The 14,342-nt window shown below is 32.5% G+C and carries 13 protein-coding genes and 1 pseudogene; 10 read left to right on the plus strand and 4 right to left on the minus strand.

Going from position 1 to position 14,342, the window contains the following annotated elements:
• The first annotated feature begins 23 nt into the window (after positions 1-23).
• From HXZ69_RS08165 to HXZ69_RS08200, 8 genes are read left to right on the plus strand one after another with little or no spacing between them, the layout of a single operon-like run.
• Entirely contained in the window at positions 24-1,007 is a 984-nt protein-coding gene (locus HXZ69_RS08165; RefSeq protein WP_280061551.1) for a DUF4861 family protein, read from the plus strand.
• Between the two features lie 10 nt (positions 1,008-1,017).
• Positions 1,018-2,232 carry a glycoside hydrolase family 88/105 protein gene (locus tag HXZ69_RS08170; protein WP_286495608.1) on the plus strand — a complete coding sequence of 405 codons (1,215 nt, stop codon included), beginning with the start codon at positions 1,018-1,020 and terminating at the stop codon, positions 2,230-2,232.
• A 5-nt stretch (positions 2,233-2,237) separates the two neighbouring features.
• Positions 2,238-3,866 carry a glycoside hydrolase family 43 protein gene (locus tag HXZ69_RS08175; protein ID WP_286495609.1) on the plus strand — a complete coding sequence of 543 codons (1,629 nt, stop codon included), beginning with the start codon at positions 2,238-2,240 and terminating at the stop codon, positions 3,864-3,866.
• Complete coding sequence (locus tag HXZ69_RS08180; RefSeq protein ID WP_286495610.1) at positions 3,866-4,678, plus strand: rhamnogalacturonan acetylesterase; 813 nt, start codon at positions 3,866-3,868, stop codon at positions 4,676-4,678. The genes HXZ69_RS08175 and HXZ69_RS08180 overlap by 1 nt, the downstream gene beginning before the upstream one ends.
• Entirely contained in the window at positions 4,678-6,345 is a 1,668-nt protein-coding gene (locus HXZ69_RS08185) for a glycoside hydrolase family 28 protein (protein WP_221855156.1), read from the plus strand. The genes HXZ69_RS08180 and HXZ69_RS08185 overlap by 1 nt, the downstream gene beginning before the upstream one ends.
• On the plus strand, positions 6,329-7,231 hold the full coding sequence (locus tag HXZ69_RS08190; protein ID WP_219034313.1) for an alpha/beta hydrolase: 903 nt from the start codon (positions 6,329-6,331) through the stop codon (positions 7,229-7,231). Before HXZ69_RS08185 ends, HXZ69_RS08190 begins: the two co-directional genes overlap by 17 nt.
• Positions 7,228-8,202: a pectinesterase family protein gene (locus tag HXZ69_RS08195; RefSeq protein WP_286495611.1), complete on the plus strand. Its 975-nt coding sequence runs from the start codon at positions 7,228-7,230 to the stop codon at positions 8,200-8,202. The genes HXZ69_RS08190 and HXZ69_RS08195 overlap by 4 nt, the downstream gene beginning before the upstream one ends.
• A 1-nt stretch (position 8,203) precedes the next feature.
• Complete coding sequence (locus tag HXZ69_RS08200) at positions 8,204-8,944, plus strand: rhamnogalacturonan acetylesterase (RefSeq protein WP_286495612.1); 741 nt, start codon at positions 8,204-8,206, stop codon at positions 8,942-8,944.
• Positions 8,945-9,018: 74 nt separating this feature from the next.
• Here the strand turns inward: HXZ69_RS08200 and HXZ69_RS08205 are convergent, their stop codons facing one another.
• From HXZ69_RS08205 to HXZ69_RS08215, 3 genes and pseudogenes are all read right to left on the minus strand, one after another.
• Positions 9,019-10,080: an agmatine deiminase family protein gene (locus HXZ69_RS08205; protein WP_219034310.1), complete on the minus strand. Its 1,062-nt coding sequence runs from the start codon at positions 10,078-10,080 to the stop codon at positions 9,019-9,021.
• Between the two features lie 2 nt (positions 10,081-10,082).
• Positions 10,083-10,790 (minus strand): EBR family subclass B1 metallo-beta-lactamase, encoded by a 708-nt coding sequence (gene blaEBR / locus HXZ69_RS08210; protein ID WP_286495646.1) that lies wholly within the window; start codon positions 10,788-10,790, stop codon positions 10,083-10,085.
• A 9-nt stretch (positions 10,791-10,799) separates the two neighbouring features.
• Positions 10,800-11,666 (minus strand): annotated as a pseudogene (locus HXZ69_RS08215) (carbon-nitrogen hydrolase); the annotation flags it as partial.
• 182 nt (positions 11,667-11,848) lie between these two features.
• On the opposite strand from HXZ69_RS08215, the gene HXZ69_RS08220 reads away from it, so the two are divergent.
• Positions 11,849-12,493, plus strand: coding sequence for a DUF5715 family protein (locus HXZ69_RS08220; protein ID WP_286495613.1), 645 nt, complete (start codon positions 11,849-11,851; stop codon positions 12,491-12,493).
• A 43-nt stretch (positions 12,494-12,536) separates the two neighbouring features.
• Positions 12,537-13,118: a DUF5715 family protein gene (locus HXZ69_RS08225; RefSeq protein ID WP_286495614.1), complete on the plus strand. Its 582-nt coding sequence runs from the start codon at positions 12,537-12,539 to the stop codon at positions 13,116-13,118.
• On the opposite strand, the gene HXZ69_RS08230 is transcribed toward HXZ69_RS08225, so the two are convergent.
• Positions 13,099-14,289 (minus strand): MFS transporter, encoded by a 1,191-nt coding sequence (locus tag HXZ69_RS08230; RefSeq protein WP_286495615.1) that lies wholly within the window; start codon positions 14,287-14,289, stop codon positions 13,099-13,101. The genes HXZ69_RS08225 and HXZ69_RS08230 overlap by 20 nt on opposite strands.
• Positions 14,290-14,342: the final 53 nt, after the last annotated feature.

A 14,342-nucleotide genomic window follows, 5' to 3' on the forward strand; every position in this document is an offset into this window, starting at 1 on the left:
ACTAATTTTAAAAATTAATACGTATGAAAAAAATTATTGCCACAATAACAACATTAATCCTTGTCACTTCTTGTAGTAACAGATTGGTTCAACATGAAAACAATGGATTTACCTATTCAGAAATTTCTATAAAAGAAGGCGGAAAATGGGTAGATGGAAAAAGAGGTCATAAAGAATATGAAGGCGGAACATTTCGAAATGTACAAGAACATACACTTGATCCTCAACATACCGATCATGCTTTTGATATTCGATACGAAGGTCCAGGTTGGGAAAATCAAAATGTTGGTTACCGCTTGTATTTGGATTGGAGAAATGCGGTTGATATTTTTGGAAAAAAAGTGAAAACACAAGTTTTACAAGATGTTGGACAAGATGGTTTTGATTCTTATCACGAACCTCTTCCTTGGGGACAAGATATCTTGAAAGCTGGTAAATCGCTTGGAATTGGTGGTTTTGGACGATTAGTGAATGATACAGTTGCGCATTTGCATCAAGTTGAAAACACATATATCAAAATAAAAAACAGTAAAAATGTTTCGAGTTTTGAAATTGATTATTCTAAATGGAAAACTGATAATCATACAACAGATGTAAAAGCGAAAGTTTCAATTTATCCTTATGATCGTTTTTCTAAATTTGAATTGAAAACTTCTGTCTTAACGAATGGTTTAACAACTGGTTTGGTGAAATTCAAAAATATTCCGTTGAAGCAAAAGAAAAGCTTAAATGGAAATTGGGGATATATCGCAACTTACGGAAAACAAACTTTAGTTGACAAAAATGATTTGCTTGGAATGGCAATTTTCTATAAATCGGATGAGGTAGAAAAATTAGTTGATGGAAAAGATGATCATTTAATCGTTTTCAAACCGACAACCAAAACAATGACATATTATATTTTGGCAGCTTGGGCACAAGAACCAAATGGACTTAAAAATGAAACTGAATTCTACAATGATTTGAATTCGAAATTGGTTCAATTAGAAAAGTCTAATCGTTTATAAATAGTTGATGATGAAAAACATTTTAAAAACAACGGTTTGTGGTTTGATGATAATCTCGAGTACGTCTTGTATCAGTCAGAAAAAAAATACAGAAGATATTCTTGTCAATCCAAAATTAAAATGGTCAGAACGAATGGCAATTTCAGAGACTATTCGTTTCCCTGATCCTACGCTTTTAGATTTTCAAAAAAAACCGCGTTGGAGTTATACAAATGGATTGGTTTTAGACGCTATGTACAAAGTATATGAGCAAACAAATAACCAAACAGTGTATAATTATATCTACGATTATGCAAATAGAATGATTGATTCGAACGGAAAAATTGATACGTATAAATTCGAGAATTATAATTTAGATATGATCAAATCTGGCGACGCAATCTTTGATTTATACGAAAAAACAAAAGAAAATCGTTTCAAAATTGCAATGGAAACGTTGGATAAACAATTAGAACAACAACCAACAACAACAGAAGGCGGATATTGGCACAAAAAAATCTATCCAAATCAGATGTGGTTAGATGGTGTTTACATGGCCGAACCTTTTCATGCAAAATATGCAACAAAATTTCAGAGCGCAACAGAAGCGAAGAAATCGTACGATAAAATTGTTTTACAATTTGACTTAATAGAAAAATATAATCGCGATCCAAAAACAGGTTTATACTATCACGGTTGGGACGAAAGTAGGAAAGAAAAATGGTCAAATAGTACAACAGGTCTTTCTCAACACTTCTGGTCGAGAGGAATGGGTTGGTATGGGATGGCTTTGGTTGATGTGTTAGATTATTTGCCAAAAGATTATCAAGGTCGTGATAAATTAATCAAATACCTTAATCAGTATGCGGAAGCGATTGTGAAAGTTCAACATTCTTCGGGGACTTGGTATCAAGTTTTGGATCAAGGAAATAGAACAGGGAATTATTTGGAAGCTACAGGTACTTCGATGTACGTTTATACGTTAGCAAAAGGTGTTAACAAAGGTTATTTGTCAAAATCATACATGAAAAATGCCAAAAATGGATTTGATGGAATTTTAAAAGAATTTATTCAAGTCGATGAAAAAGGTATTGTAAGTTTAGAAAAATGCTGTGCTGTTGCAGGTTTAGGAGGAAATCCTTATCGCGATGGTTCTTACGAATATTACATTAATGAAGAAATAAGAGCAAATGATCCAAAAGGAACTGGACCATTTATATTAGCTGCATTAGAATTAAATCGTTAATCGCCATGAAATCAACATTAATTCTCCTATCATTATTAGGATTAAATTTCTTGCCAATACACGCTCAAAAATCAAATGTTTGGGTATCAGATTTAGGAAACGGAACATACAAAAATCCTGTTTTATATGCAGATTATTCTGATCCTGATGCAATTCGTGTGGGTGATGATTTTTTCATGACAGCTTCCAGTTTTAATGAAGCGCCAGGTTTACCAATTTTACATTCAACTGATATGATTAATTGGAAATTGGTTAATCATGCCCTACCCGATGTTTTTCCTATCAAACATTTTAGCACGCCAAAAAGAGGCGATGGTGTTTGGGCACCGAGTATCAGATTTCACAACAACGAATATTATATTTATTGGGGCGATCCAGATTTCGGAATTTATATGGTCAAAACCAAAAATCCTTTCGGGAAATGGGAAGATCCTGTTTTAGTTGAAGAAGGAAAAGGTATTATTGATACGTGTCCGTTTTGGGATGAGGACGGAAATGCCTATATCGTACATGGTTGGGCAGGAAGTCGCGCTGGTGTAAAAAGCCTTTTGACAATCAAAAAAATGAATGCGGAAGGAACAAAAGTCTTAGATAAAGGAAAACACATTTTCGATGGACACGAAAATCATCCAACTGTCGAAGGCCCAAAAGTCTATAAACGCAATGGTTATTATTACATTTTTGCTCCTGCAGGTGGTGTAGCTACTGGTTGGCAATTGGTTTTACGTTCAAAAAATATTTATGGACCTTATGATGAAAAAATTGTTTTAGAACAAGGAAAATCAACTGTCAATGGACCTCATCAAGGTGCTTGGGTGGATACAAAAAATGGAGAAGATTGGTTCTATCATTTTCAAGACGCGGATACTTACGGACGAATTGTTCATCTTCAACCGATGAAATGGATCAACGATTGGCCGTTTATTGGTGTCGATCAAGATAAAAATGGAATTGGAGAACCAGTTTTAACATATAAAAAACCTACAATTTCAAATAAATCTGAAATTATAAATCCTTCGGAAACGGATGATTTTAAAGGAAATGATATCGGATTACAATGGCAATGGAGCGCAAATCCTTCAATTGTTTGGTACAGTAAATTAGCAAACCAAAATTTTCTTCGTCTTTTCTCTATCAAAGTTCCTGAAAATTCGAATAATCTTTGGACGGTTCCTAATTTGTTAACCCAAAAATTTCCTGCACCAAATTTCACAGCTTCAACAAAAATAAAACTTACGCCTGAAGATGCTACAGAAGGGAAAACTGCTGGTTTATTAATCATGGGAACAGATTATCAATCTTTGGTTATCACAAATAAAAAAGATGGTTATTATTTACAATTGATTCGTGCAGAAAAAGCAGAGAAAAATAATCCAGAAAAAATTCTATCCGAAGTAAAATTAGGAACTAATGAAGTTTTCTTGAAAGTAAGAGTGAGCGAACCTAACGGAGTTTGTCAATTTAGTTTTAGTGAAAACGGAAAAAAATATACATCAATCGGAGAACCATTTCAAGCTAAACCAGGAAAATGGATCGGAGCAAAAGTTGGTATATATAGTATAAGTTCTCAAGATGCGAAACGTGGTGGTTATGCTGATTTTGATTGGTTCAGAGTAGATAAAAATGAGAAATAATGAAGACAAAACAATTTTTATATGCTTTAATTTGCTTCGTTACTTTGTCAAATTTTTGTCATGCTCAAAAAGGAAAATCAATCACCATTTTCTTAATCGGAGATTCAACTGTTGCAGATTATACAGACGATTATGATCCGGGCAAAAACTATATGAAAAACAGATATCCAATTGCTGGTTGGGGACAAGAATTTCAACCATTTTTTGCAAAAGATAGTGTACAAGATCTGAAACATTTAGCCAATAAACATATCATCGTCAAGGATAAAGCAAAAGGTGGTCGAAGTACGCGTACTTTTTTTCAAGAAGGTAGATGGCGAGAGGTTTATTCTCAACTAAAAAAAGGTGATTATGTTTTAATACAATTCGGACATAATGATGCCGCCGAAGATAAACCAGAACGATTTGTAAATTTAGAAGGTTACAAAGAATTTTTGAGATTATATGTGGATCAAACGAGAGAAAAAGGTGCAATTCCGATTATTCTAAGTCCTGTTGCAAGAAATTATCCTTGGAAAAATGGAAAGTTAGAAAATGTACATGGCGAATATCCATTTGTTGCAAAAGAAATTGCAAAAGAAAAAAATGTTGCATTCTTAGATTTAAATCAATTATCGATGGATTTTTTTAGCCAAAAAGGACAAGAATATGTAACAAAAACCTATTTCATGAATTTTGAAGCGAATTTGTACGATGCTTATCCAAATGGACAAAAAGATAATACACATTTTCAAATTGCAGGCGCAAAAGCTGTCGCATCAATTGTTTTCAAAGAATTCAAAAATATCATTCAAAACAAAACCATTAAATAATGAAAAAATACATAAAACTACTTACAGTTGCGTTAGCGGTTGTTTGTTCTTCTCATTTATCAGCTCAAGTTGATGAGAATATTTACAAAGATATTGAGTTTAATATGCCCAAAGTAAAAGAAACTTCGTTTCCAAATCGTGTTGTTTCAATTGCTCAATATGGTGCAAAATCGGACGGAATTTTCAAAAATACAGAAGCAATCAACAAAGCTATTTCAGAAACAAGTGCAAAAGGTGGAGGAAAAGTTGTTATTCCACGTGGAATTTGGTTGAGTGGTCCTATCGAAATTAAAAGTAATATCAATTTACATTTAGAAGATGGTGCTTTATTGATTTTTAGTAAAGATTTCAACGATTATCCTTTAGTTGAAACAAGCTTCGAAGGATTAAATACAACGCGTACTGCTTCTCCTATTTCTGCAAAAAATGCGCAGAATATTGCGATTACAGGAAATGGAACAATCGATGGAAATGGTGATGCGTGGCGTTTTGTAAAGAAGGGTAAAATGACAGATTCTCAATGGAAAAATCTAGTTGCGTCTGGCGGAGTTTTATCAGATGATAAAAAAACGTGGTTTCCAAGCGAAGGTTCTAAATTAGGTTATATCAGCAGTTCTAATTTTAATGTTCCTGATAAAATTAGCAAAGAAGATCTAATTAAAGTAAGAGATTTTTTACGTCCAGTAATGGTTAGTATTGTTAATTCGGATCGTGTACTTTTAGATGGTCCAACGTTTCAAAATTCACCAGCATGGAACATTCATCCGTTAATGAGTTCGAATATTATCATTCGAAATTTGAATGTTAGAAATCCTTGGTATTCGCAAAATGGAGATGGATTGGATTTAGAATCTTGTAAAAATGTGTTGATTTACAACAATACGTTTGATGTTGGTGATGATGCGATTTGTATCAAATCTGGAAAAGATAAAGATGGTCGCGATCGTGGAATTCCTACTGAAAATGTAATTATCAAAAATAACACAGTTTATCATGCGCACGGCGGATTTGTGATTGGTAGCGAAATGTCTGGTGGTGTTCGTAATGTTCATGTTTCTGGTGCAACTTTTATCGGAACAGATATTGGTTTAAGATTCAAAACGACTCGTGGTCGTGGTGGATTAATCGAAAATATTTACATCTCTAATATTGATATGATTAATATTCCTGCGCAAGCAATTGGTTTTAACATGTTTTACGAAGGAAATTCTCCGATTGTAGAAGATGATCAAAATGCAGATGACGAAAAAAGAAATGATAAAAAAGTTCCTGTAACAGAGGAAACTCCAACAATTCGAAATATATTTTTCAAAAATATTAATGTTGTAAGTTCTCACGAAGCGTTGTTTATCATGGGACTTGCAGAAATGAATATTAAAAATATTGTGGTTGAAAATTCAACTTTCGACACGAAAAAAGCTTTAAGTATTATTGACGCTGATGGAATTCAACTGAAAAATATAAAATTCAATTACAAAGAGGGAAAAGCGGTCACAATTTTTAACAGTAAAAATGTTGATTTAAGCACTACTGAATTCAAGTCAGCTACAACTCCAGAAATTAAGATTATTGGTAATGAATCTGATAAAATCAAGTTACCAAAAGCATTTGATAAGAAGAATGTAACAAGTTCTAAAGAAGTCAAAAAGAATGCAGTTATCAATTAAAAAGATTTTGTTTGTTTTTATGATGCATTTGGTGATAGCCTTCGGTCAAGTTGAGAGACCGAAGGCTTCGCCTTATACAATCGAAACGACTTACAAAAAATTAAAGAAAAATTACCCTTTTATTACGCCGATTTCTTCTAAAAACTTCGAAAACATTAATGCGTTTGAAGATATAATTTATCAAGAAAAACATCAATTAAAAGCAGATATTTATCAACCAAAAAATCAAACTAAATCCTCTATAGCAATTGTTCTTGTACATGGTGGAGGTTGGATTTCGGGTAGCAAAGAAAATCAAAAACCAATGGCTCAAACGTTGGCTTCAGCTGGTTTTGTAACGATGGCGATAAATTATAGATTAAGTGATGCTGCAAAATATCCAGCTCCTTTAGAAGATATGGATGATGCGGTTAATTATTTGAGAAAGAATCGTAAAAAACACAAACTCGATCAATCGAAAATCGTTATTCTTGGCGCTTCTGCAGGTGCTCAATTGGCAACACTTTACGGCGTAAAATCAAAGAAAATTGCTGCAATTATCAATATTGATGGAATTGTTTCTTTTATTCATCCCGAAGCTGAAGAAGGTACTTATGCCAGTTATTTTTTCGGTTATACGAAACAAGATAATTTTGAACTTTGGAAAGAAGCTTCGCCTTTAGAATATGTTACTTCTAAAACGCCTCCTACTCTATTTATCAATAGTTCGCAACCGAGATTTCGAGCTGGTAGAGATGATATGATGAAAAAATTAAGCGATTATCATATTCTAAATGAAGCATACGAAATTAAGAATTCGCCTCATTCTTTTTGGTTGATGAATCCTTGGTTTGATGAAACGAAAGACTACATTATTGATTTTTTAACGAAACGATTTAACAAATGAAAATCATTCAATTCATTTTTATAGTTTGTTTACATTTCATCTATACTAATGTAAATGCTCAATACAAAACAATTACTGTTGCAAAAGATCAACAAGCAGATTTTACATCTATTCAAGAAGCGATTAATTCGTTGAGAGATTTAGGACCAGATCAAGCTTTGATTCTTGTTAAAAATGGCGTTTATCTCGAAAAAATTAGAATTCCTTCTTGGAAACATAAAATAAAGATAAAAGGTGAAGATTCAGAGAAAACTATTATTACTAATAATGATTTTTCAGGAAAAATAGATGGTTTAACCAATCAAAAAATGACAACCTATACTTCCTACACTTTTTTGGTTGAAGCAGATGATATACAATTAGAAAATCTCACGATACAAAACGAAAGTTGTAACCAAGGTCAAGCTGTTGCTCTGCATGTGGAAGGCGATAAATTTGTGGCAAAAAATATTCGGTTATTAGGATGTCAAGATACATTGTACACAGCTACAAATAGAAGTCGTCAATATTATCAAAATTGTTATATCGAAGGAACGACAGATTTTATTTTTGGTGAAGCAATTGCCGTTTTTGAGCATTGTACCATAAAAAGTTTGGCTAATTCTTATATTACAGCTGCGGCAACACATCAAGAGCAAGAATTTGGTTATGTTTTTTTCAATTGTAGTCTTATTGCAGAAGACAATTTGACAAAAGTTTATTTGGGAAGACCTTGGCGTCCTTTTGCCAAAACAGTTTTTATACATACCGAAATGGGAAAACATATTCTTCCTATTGGTTGGAACGAATGGAAAGGTGATGCAATGTTTCCAGATAAAGAAAAAAAAGCTTATTATGCAGAATATAAAAATAAAGGTTTAGGAAATAATCCTCAAAAAAGAGCAATTTGGTCGCATCAATTAACCGAAAAAGAAATACAAAAATATACCATCGAGAATATTTTTAACGGATGGAATCCAAAGCAGAATTAACATGAAAAAAATAATTTTATCAACGATTTTATGCTTGTTTTTTAGCATAATATTCGCACAAAAAAGAACCCTATTTCTTGTTGGAGATTCGACAATGGCGAATAAAGAAAATCCAACTAAAAATCCCGAACATGGCTGGGGACAACTTTTGCCTGAGTTAATGAATTCTGATTTAGAAATTCAGAATCATGCAACAAATGGAAGAAGTTCCAAAAGTTTTAGAACAGAAGGAAGATGGAAAAAAGTTCAGAATCAATTGAAAAAAGGTGATTATGTAATCATTCAATTTGGACATAACGATCAAAAAATTGAAGATTCTGTTCGTTACACAAATCCTGTCACTCAATATCGCGCAAATTTGGAACAATATGTTACAGAAGCACGAGCAAAAGGTGCTATTCCGATTTTAATGACTTCTATTGTTCGTCGAAATTTTAATGAAAAAGGCGTTTTGGTTGACACTCACGGTTTATATCCTTTGATTGTGAGAAGTGTTGCAAAAGATTTGGATGTTCCGTTTGTTGATATGCAATATTTGACAGAGAAATTGGAAATAAAATATGGTCCAGGAAACTCTAAAAAATTGCATTTACATTATCAACCAAATGAAATTGATTATTATCCAAAAGGCAAAAACGATGATACTCATCTATCAAAACTTGGAGCCGAAGAAGTTTCGAAATTAGCTGTTAAAGAACTGATCATACTAAATATCGGCTTAGAGAAATATATTAAAAAATAAGTTTTTAGTTTTCATTCTAAATCAATACCCCTCAACAAGAAATTTTGAAGAGGGGTATTTTTGTATTTTAAAAACTAAATCTTAGGTTCTTGTTGACTCAAACAATGGAAAGATCCTAGTCCCCAAATAATATCTGTAGAATCTATTCCTACAACTTTACGATCGGGGAAACATTTCTGAATAATATCCAAAGCAATTGCATCTTTTGCACAACGATAAGTTGGTACAATGACAGATTTATTCGCAATATAAAAATTCGCATAAGAAGCAGGTAAACGCTCACCTTCGCAATAAACCGCATCCGGCATTGGCAATTCAATAATGTTTAATGGACGTCCATCTCGTAATTTCATTTCTTGCAATTGGCGAAGATTCACTTGCAACAATTCGTAGTTATCATCCGATTCATCTGTTTCAACAACCGTCAAAACTGTATCTTCATTTACAAAACGAATTGTATCATCAATGTGTCCATCCGTATCATCACCAACAATTCCGTCTTCTACCCATAGAATTTGCGAAACTCCGTAATAATTTCTTAAAAATTCTTCGATTTGTTCTTGCGAATAATCTGGATTACGATTTTCATTCAGTAAACAAGATTTTGATGTCATCAACGTATCTTTTCCATTAAATTCGACCGAACCTCCTTCCATAATAATTCCAGGATGAAAAACAGGAAGATTAAATTCTGCACCAATTCTTGTTGGCACAACATCGTCATTTTCAAAAGGTGGATATTTTCCTCCCCACGCATTGAATCCCCAATCAACAATAACTTTTGGGTTATCAGGATTGTTTTTATTCAATAAAAATGCAGGACCATGATCGCGACACCATGCATCATTTGTTTCATTAAAATAAAACTCAACTTGTGACAAATCTGCATCCGTTTTTTCGATAAAAGACAACGCAAACACTTTCATTTCTTCATCTTTCACATTAATACGAACCTTTTCACCTTTCGATAATTCAGCAATAAATTCAGCATAAGCTGGATAAATTAACTGAATACGATCTGGCCAAGATTCTTCTTTGTGCGGCCAAGACAACCATGTTGCTTCGTGTTCTTCCCATTCGGCAGGGAATCTATATCCTAAATCTTTTGGGAATTTTGATGTATCTATAGTGTTCAATTTTATTTCTTTTCTAAAAGTTTAAACGTATTTTCGATATGTCCAGTAACTTTCCAATTATGATGACCTGGAATAACTTGTTTAATTTTTGGATGTTTTGTAACTAATTTCTGTACTGTTTTTGGCCATTCAGTAACATTTGCTTCACCTGTGTTACCTAAATTTACAGCGTCAGCACCTTTTATCAAACAACCTCCATTCAGCACTTTATATTTTGGAAACCAAACCACAACATTATCAGAAGTATGTCCTTCACCAAAATATTCAACAACAAATTTTTCATTACCAAATTTGTATGTTTTTCCTAATTCAATCTCAAATTTCGAAGTCGCTTTTCCTTCTTTTTTTAATTTAGAATTGGTTAAAGAAGTTGCATAAGTAGGAATATTCAAATCATTATAAAAACTTAAATCTCCTGCTCTATCATCATGCGAATGTGTTGCAAACACAGCGATAACTGGCAAATTATACTTTTCTTGCAACATATTATTTAATTCTTGATATTGCGATTTCTGCCAAGGAACATCAAACAAAACGATTCCTTTATTCGTTACCAAATACATTCCATTTGCATTATACTCAACTCCATTAAACGAATTGAATGTTTGATAAACAAATAAATTGTTATTAATCGGATCAATCTGAATTGGTTTTATTTGACCAAATGCAAAACTTCCTATCAATGCTATAAGTGAAAATAATTTCTTCATTAATCCTCCGTCTATAAAACGTTTTGTAATTGGTTGATAAGAATCGATGCGGCGATCTCTTAAGAAAGGCCAGTGTTTACGGAAGAAATCAGATTCGTTCAAATCCAATTCAACCACTTCTGTTTCCTCTTTATCATGCGTTGCTAAGTACAACAATTTTCCCTGCGCATTTGTCGCAAAAGAGCCTCCCCAGAACTTCATTGCTCCATCTTGCTCAAAACCAACACGATTTACAGAAATAACCGGAACTCCATTCGCAACCGCATGTGAACGCTGAATTGTTTGCCAAGCATTGTATTGATCTTGATTTGTTTCTTCGTCTTGCGTCGTATCCCAACCAATCGCAGTAGGATAAAATAAAATTTCTGCTCCCATCAATGCTGTTATACGAGAAGCTTCTGGATACCACTGATCCCAACAAATTAACACTCCAATTTTTCCAAATTTAGTATCAAAAACTTTGTAACCTAAATCACCTGGAGTAAAATAGAATTTTTCATAAAACGCAGGATCATCTGGGATATGCATTTTGCGATATTTTCCTAAATATTGTCCATCAGCATCTAAAATAGCGGTTGTATTGTGATATAAACCTTGCGCACGTTTCTCGAATAAAGAAGCAATAATTACCACTCCCAATTCTTTAGCTACAACTGATAACGCATCTGTTGATGGTCCAGGAATTGCTTCTGCTAAGTCGAAATTATCGTAATCTTCGACATCACAGAAATATAATGAGGTAAACAATTCTTGCAAACACACAATTTGAGCGCCTTTTGCAGCTGCTACTTTTACTTGTTCGATTGCTTTGTTTAAATTTTCTTGTTTGTTATTAGTACAAGTCATTTGTACCATTCCAACTTTAACTTTTGCCATTTTATAAATAGGTCTAAAAATAAAAATGAATAATAAGTACAAAAATAGGGAATTTAGTAGGATTTAATCTATTAGAGATAATATTTAAGAAAATTTTAACTAAAGTTTACCTAAATATTATAATTTTTAACAAGTCTTTATTAAATTGTAACTTCTAATTTTGTCGCGTAATAATTTAAAACATGAAAAAATTAATTGCCCTTTCTTGTCTTTTTAGCGGAATATTTATTTCAGCTCAAAGTCAAGAAAGTTACATTTTAGCAGAAAATTCTGCCTCTTCATCCACTTCTATCTCTACAAAAAAAGTAACTTATGACGATCATTTAATGGCAGCAGAATCATTCAACGTTCCAATCGTGAAGAGTTTTGATGATATTGAAGGTTTAGTTGCTACAAAAAAATTAGTTGCTATTCCTGAGGAAGGAAATGGGTACACAATTGAAAAATTAACGCACAGTAAAGCTTTCTTAAATAACAGAGCTAAAACTGTTTTAGAACGAATTGCTTCAAAATTTTTGGACGAAAATAATGCTACAATTACTGTAACTTCACTTACTCGTTCAGAGGAAAGTCAAGCAAGTTTGAGACGAGTAAATAGCAATGCTGCAAAAGGTGAAAGTTCTCACAACTATGGAGCTTCTTTTGATTTGTCTTATACAAAATTCAATAATAAATATTCGTATAGCAAAACTCATCGTGATAATTTAGAAGCAATTTTAAAACAATTGCAAGAAGACGGTAAAATTTACTATATCAAAGAATATAGACAACACTGTTTTCATGTAACGGTTCGTAATCCCGATCAATTTAAATCAACAACAATGTAATATATAAAAGTTCTTTTCTATTTTTGCAGAAGAGAATTGAATCATGAAACAATTTTTAACAACTTTTTTTATTTGCTCTTCTTTATTCGGTTACGCTCAATCTCGAGTTATTATAGAACCTTCTAAAGAATATGTTCAGCATTTGAATGCCGCAAAATCTCATAAACTTGAGCTAATTGATGGTGATAAAAAGTTGAATAAATACATCAATCAAGGTAAATTGGTTAAAATAAAACAACGTGGTTATGGTTGGCGAGTTGGTGATTTAACGCATAGTCATTCGTATCTTATTCCAAAAGGTCGAGATATTTTGACAAGTATTGCAAGAGATTTTGTAAAAACAACAGGTCAAAATTTTTTCGTTGTTACATCAATGACACGAACGCTACATGATCAAAATCGTTTGAGAGGAATTAATAAAAATGCTTCTTCTAACGATAGTTCGCATAATTTTGGTGCTGCTTTTGATATTTCTTATGTTAGATTTAATCATAAAATTACACCTGATTCTAAACTAGAAAAAGAGTTAGAACAAGTACTAAAAAATTATGTCAGAACAGGCAAAATTTACTACGTAAAAGAATCTAAAATTAGATGTTTTCATATTATCGTTCGGAATTATTAAATTCTGAACGATTTTTTTTTGTTTGCAAATAATAACTATACAATAGCCCTATAAATACAAACAAACTACAAAAACCAAATAAGTTTGACATTCCAAACAAACTGATAACACCACCAATTAGAGGACCTGTAATTCCCAATGAGATATCAATAAACAAGCCATACGCAGCTAAAGCAGCTCCTTTACTATTATCTGAAACCAAAGCAACAGCCTCTACTCCCATCGCAGGAAAAACCAATGAAAAACCAATTCCTGTAATACCTGCACCAATAAGAGCGATAAAAGAATTCGGAGCACTAAAAAGAATTAATAAACCTATCGTTTCGACTATCATGCAAATAATTCCAACTTTTAATCCTCCTAATGTATTAATTGAACTATTAAAAAATAATCGTCCTGCAATAAACAATAAACTGAAAACACTTAAACATAAAGCTGCATTCGACCAACTATAAAAGTCGTAGTAAAGTGTTATAAAATTGGAAATTCCTCCAAATCCAAGACCTGCAAGTGCTAAACAAATTCCAAAAGGAGCCACTGTTTTCAATACACTTATAAATGGTTGCGGAACTTTTGAAACTGCAGTTAATATATTCTCTTTATTTCTAGCTAAAAAATAACCTATAATCGCACAAACAATACTAAACAAACCAATAAAACCAAGTCCAAAATATTGATTTAAGATAACTCCCAATGGTGCTCCAATTGCCAATGCACCATAACTAGCAACACCATTATAAGAAATTGCTTTCGCTGTATGTTGTTGTCCAATTTTTAAAATTGCCCAGTTTATTGGACTTCCACCTACCATTCCTTCTGCTGCACCAGTAACCAATCTCGCAAGTACAAGAATAGCTATTGACAAAAAATGATTGTTTCTTGTGAAGTAACAAAAGTATAATAAAACTCCTGCTAAAATAAACAAACTCATACTCAATAAAACGGCTGGTTTAGGACCTTTTGTATCTACGATTTTTCCCGCATAACCTCTCAATATAAAAGTTATCACATATTGCAAACTAATTACAATACCCGCTACAAGCTCAGTAAAACCTAATGTTTTTGTAATAAAAATAGGTAAAATAGCCAACGGTAAACCTATAAGTAAATAACCTATAAATGAAAAACTTACATAACCTATAATTTGCATGAAAATTTGTCGTGAACTCATGCTTAATTTCTCTTCCATAACATAATGCAATCGGTTGCAAATTTAGAATATTT

Source organism: Empedobacter sp. R132-2 (genome assembly GCF_030324375.1).
Taxonomy (GTDB): Bacteria; Bacteroidota; Bacteroidia; order Flavobacteriales; family Weeksellaceae; genus Empedobacter; species Empedobacter falsenii_B.

What these genes read in the sequence shown, in the direction of transcription:
- HXZ69_RS08165 (WP_280061551.1), top strand. Translation starts at nt 24, where the DNA reads ATGAAAAAAATTATTGCCACAATAACAACATTAATCCTTGTCACTTCT.
- HXZ69_RS08170 (WP_286495608.1), top strand. Translation starts at nt 1,018, where the DNA reads ATGAAAAACATTTTAAAAACAACGGTTTGTGGTTTGATGATAATCTCG.
- HXZ69_RS08175 (WP_286495609.1), top strand. Translation starts at nt 2,238, where the DNA reads ATGAAATCAACATTAATTCTCCTATCATTATTAGGATTAAATTTCTTG.
- HXZ69_RS08180 (WP_286495610.1), top strand. Translation starts at nt 3,866, where the DNA reads ATGAAGACAAAACAATTTTTATATGCTTTAATTTGCTTCGTTACTTTG.
- HXZ69_RS08185 (WP_221855156.1), top strand. Translation starts at nt 4,678, where the DNA reads ATGAAAAAATACATAAAACTACTTACAGTTGCGTTAGCGGTTGTTTGT.
- HXZ69_RS08190 (WP_219034313.1), top strand. Translation starts at nt 6,329, where the DNA reads ATGCAGTTATCAATTAAAAAGATTTTGTTTGTTTTTATGATGCATTTG.
- HXZ69_RS08195 (WP_286495611.1), top strand. Translation starts at nt 7,228, where the DNA reads ATGAAAATCATTCAATTCATTTTTATAGTTTGTTTACATTTCATCTAT.
- HXZ69_RS08200 (WP_286495612.1), top strand. Translation starts at nt 8,204, where the DNA reads ATGAAAAAAATAATTTTATCAACGATTTTATGCTTGTTTTTTAGCATA.
- blaEBR (WP_286495646.1), bottom strand. Translation starts at nt 10,790, where the DNA reads ATGAAGAAATTATTTTCACTTATAGCATTGATAGGAAGTTTTGCATTT.
- HXZ69_RS08220 (WP_286495613.1), top strand. Translation starts at nt 11,849, where the DNA reads ATGAAAAAATTAATTGCCCTTTCTTGTCTTTTTAGCGGAATATTTATT.
- HXZ69_RS08225 (WP_286495614.1), top strand. Translation starts at nt 12,537, where the DNA reads ATGAAACAATTTTTAACAACTTTTTTTATTTGCTCTTCTTTATTCGGT.
- HXZ69_RS08230 (WP_286495615.1), bottom strand. Translation starts at nt 14,289, where the DNA reads ATGAGTTCACGACAAATTTTCATGCAAATTATAGGTTATGTAAGTTTT.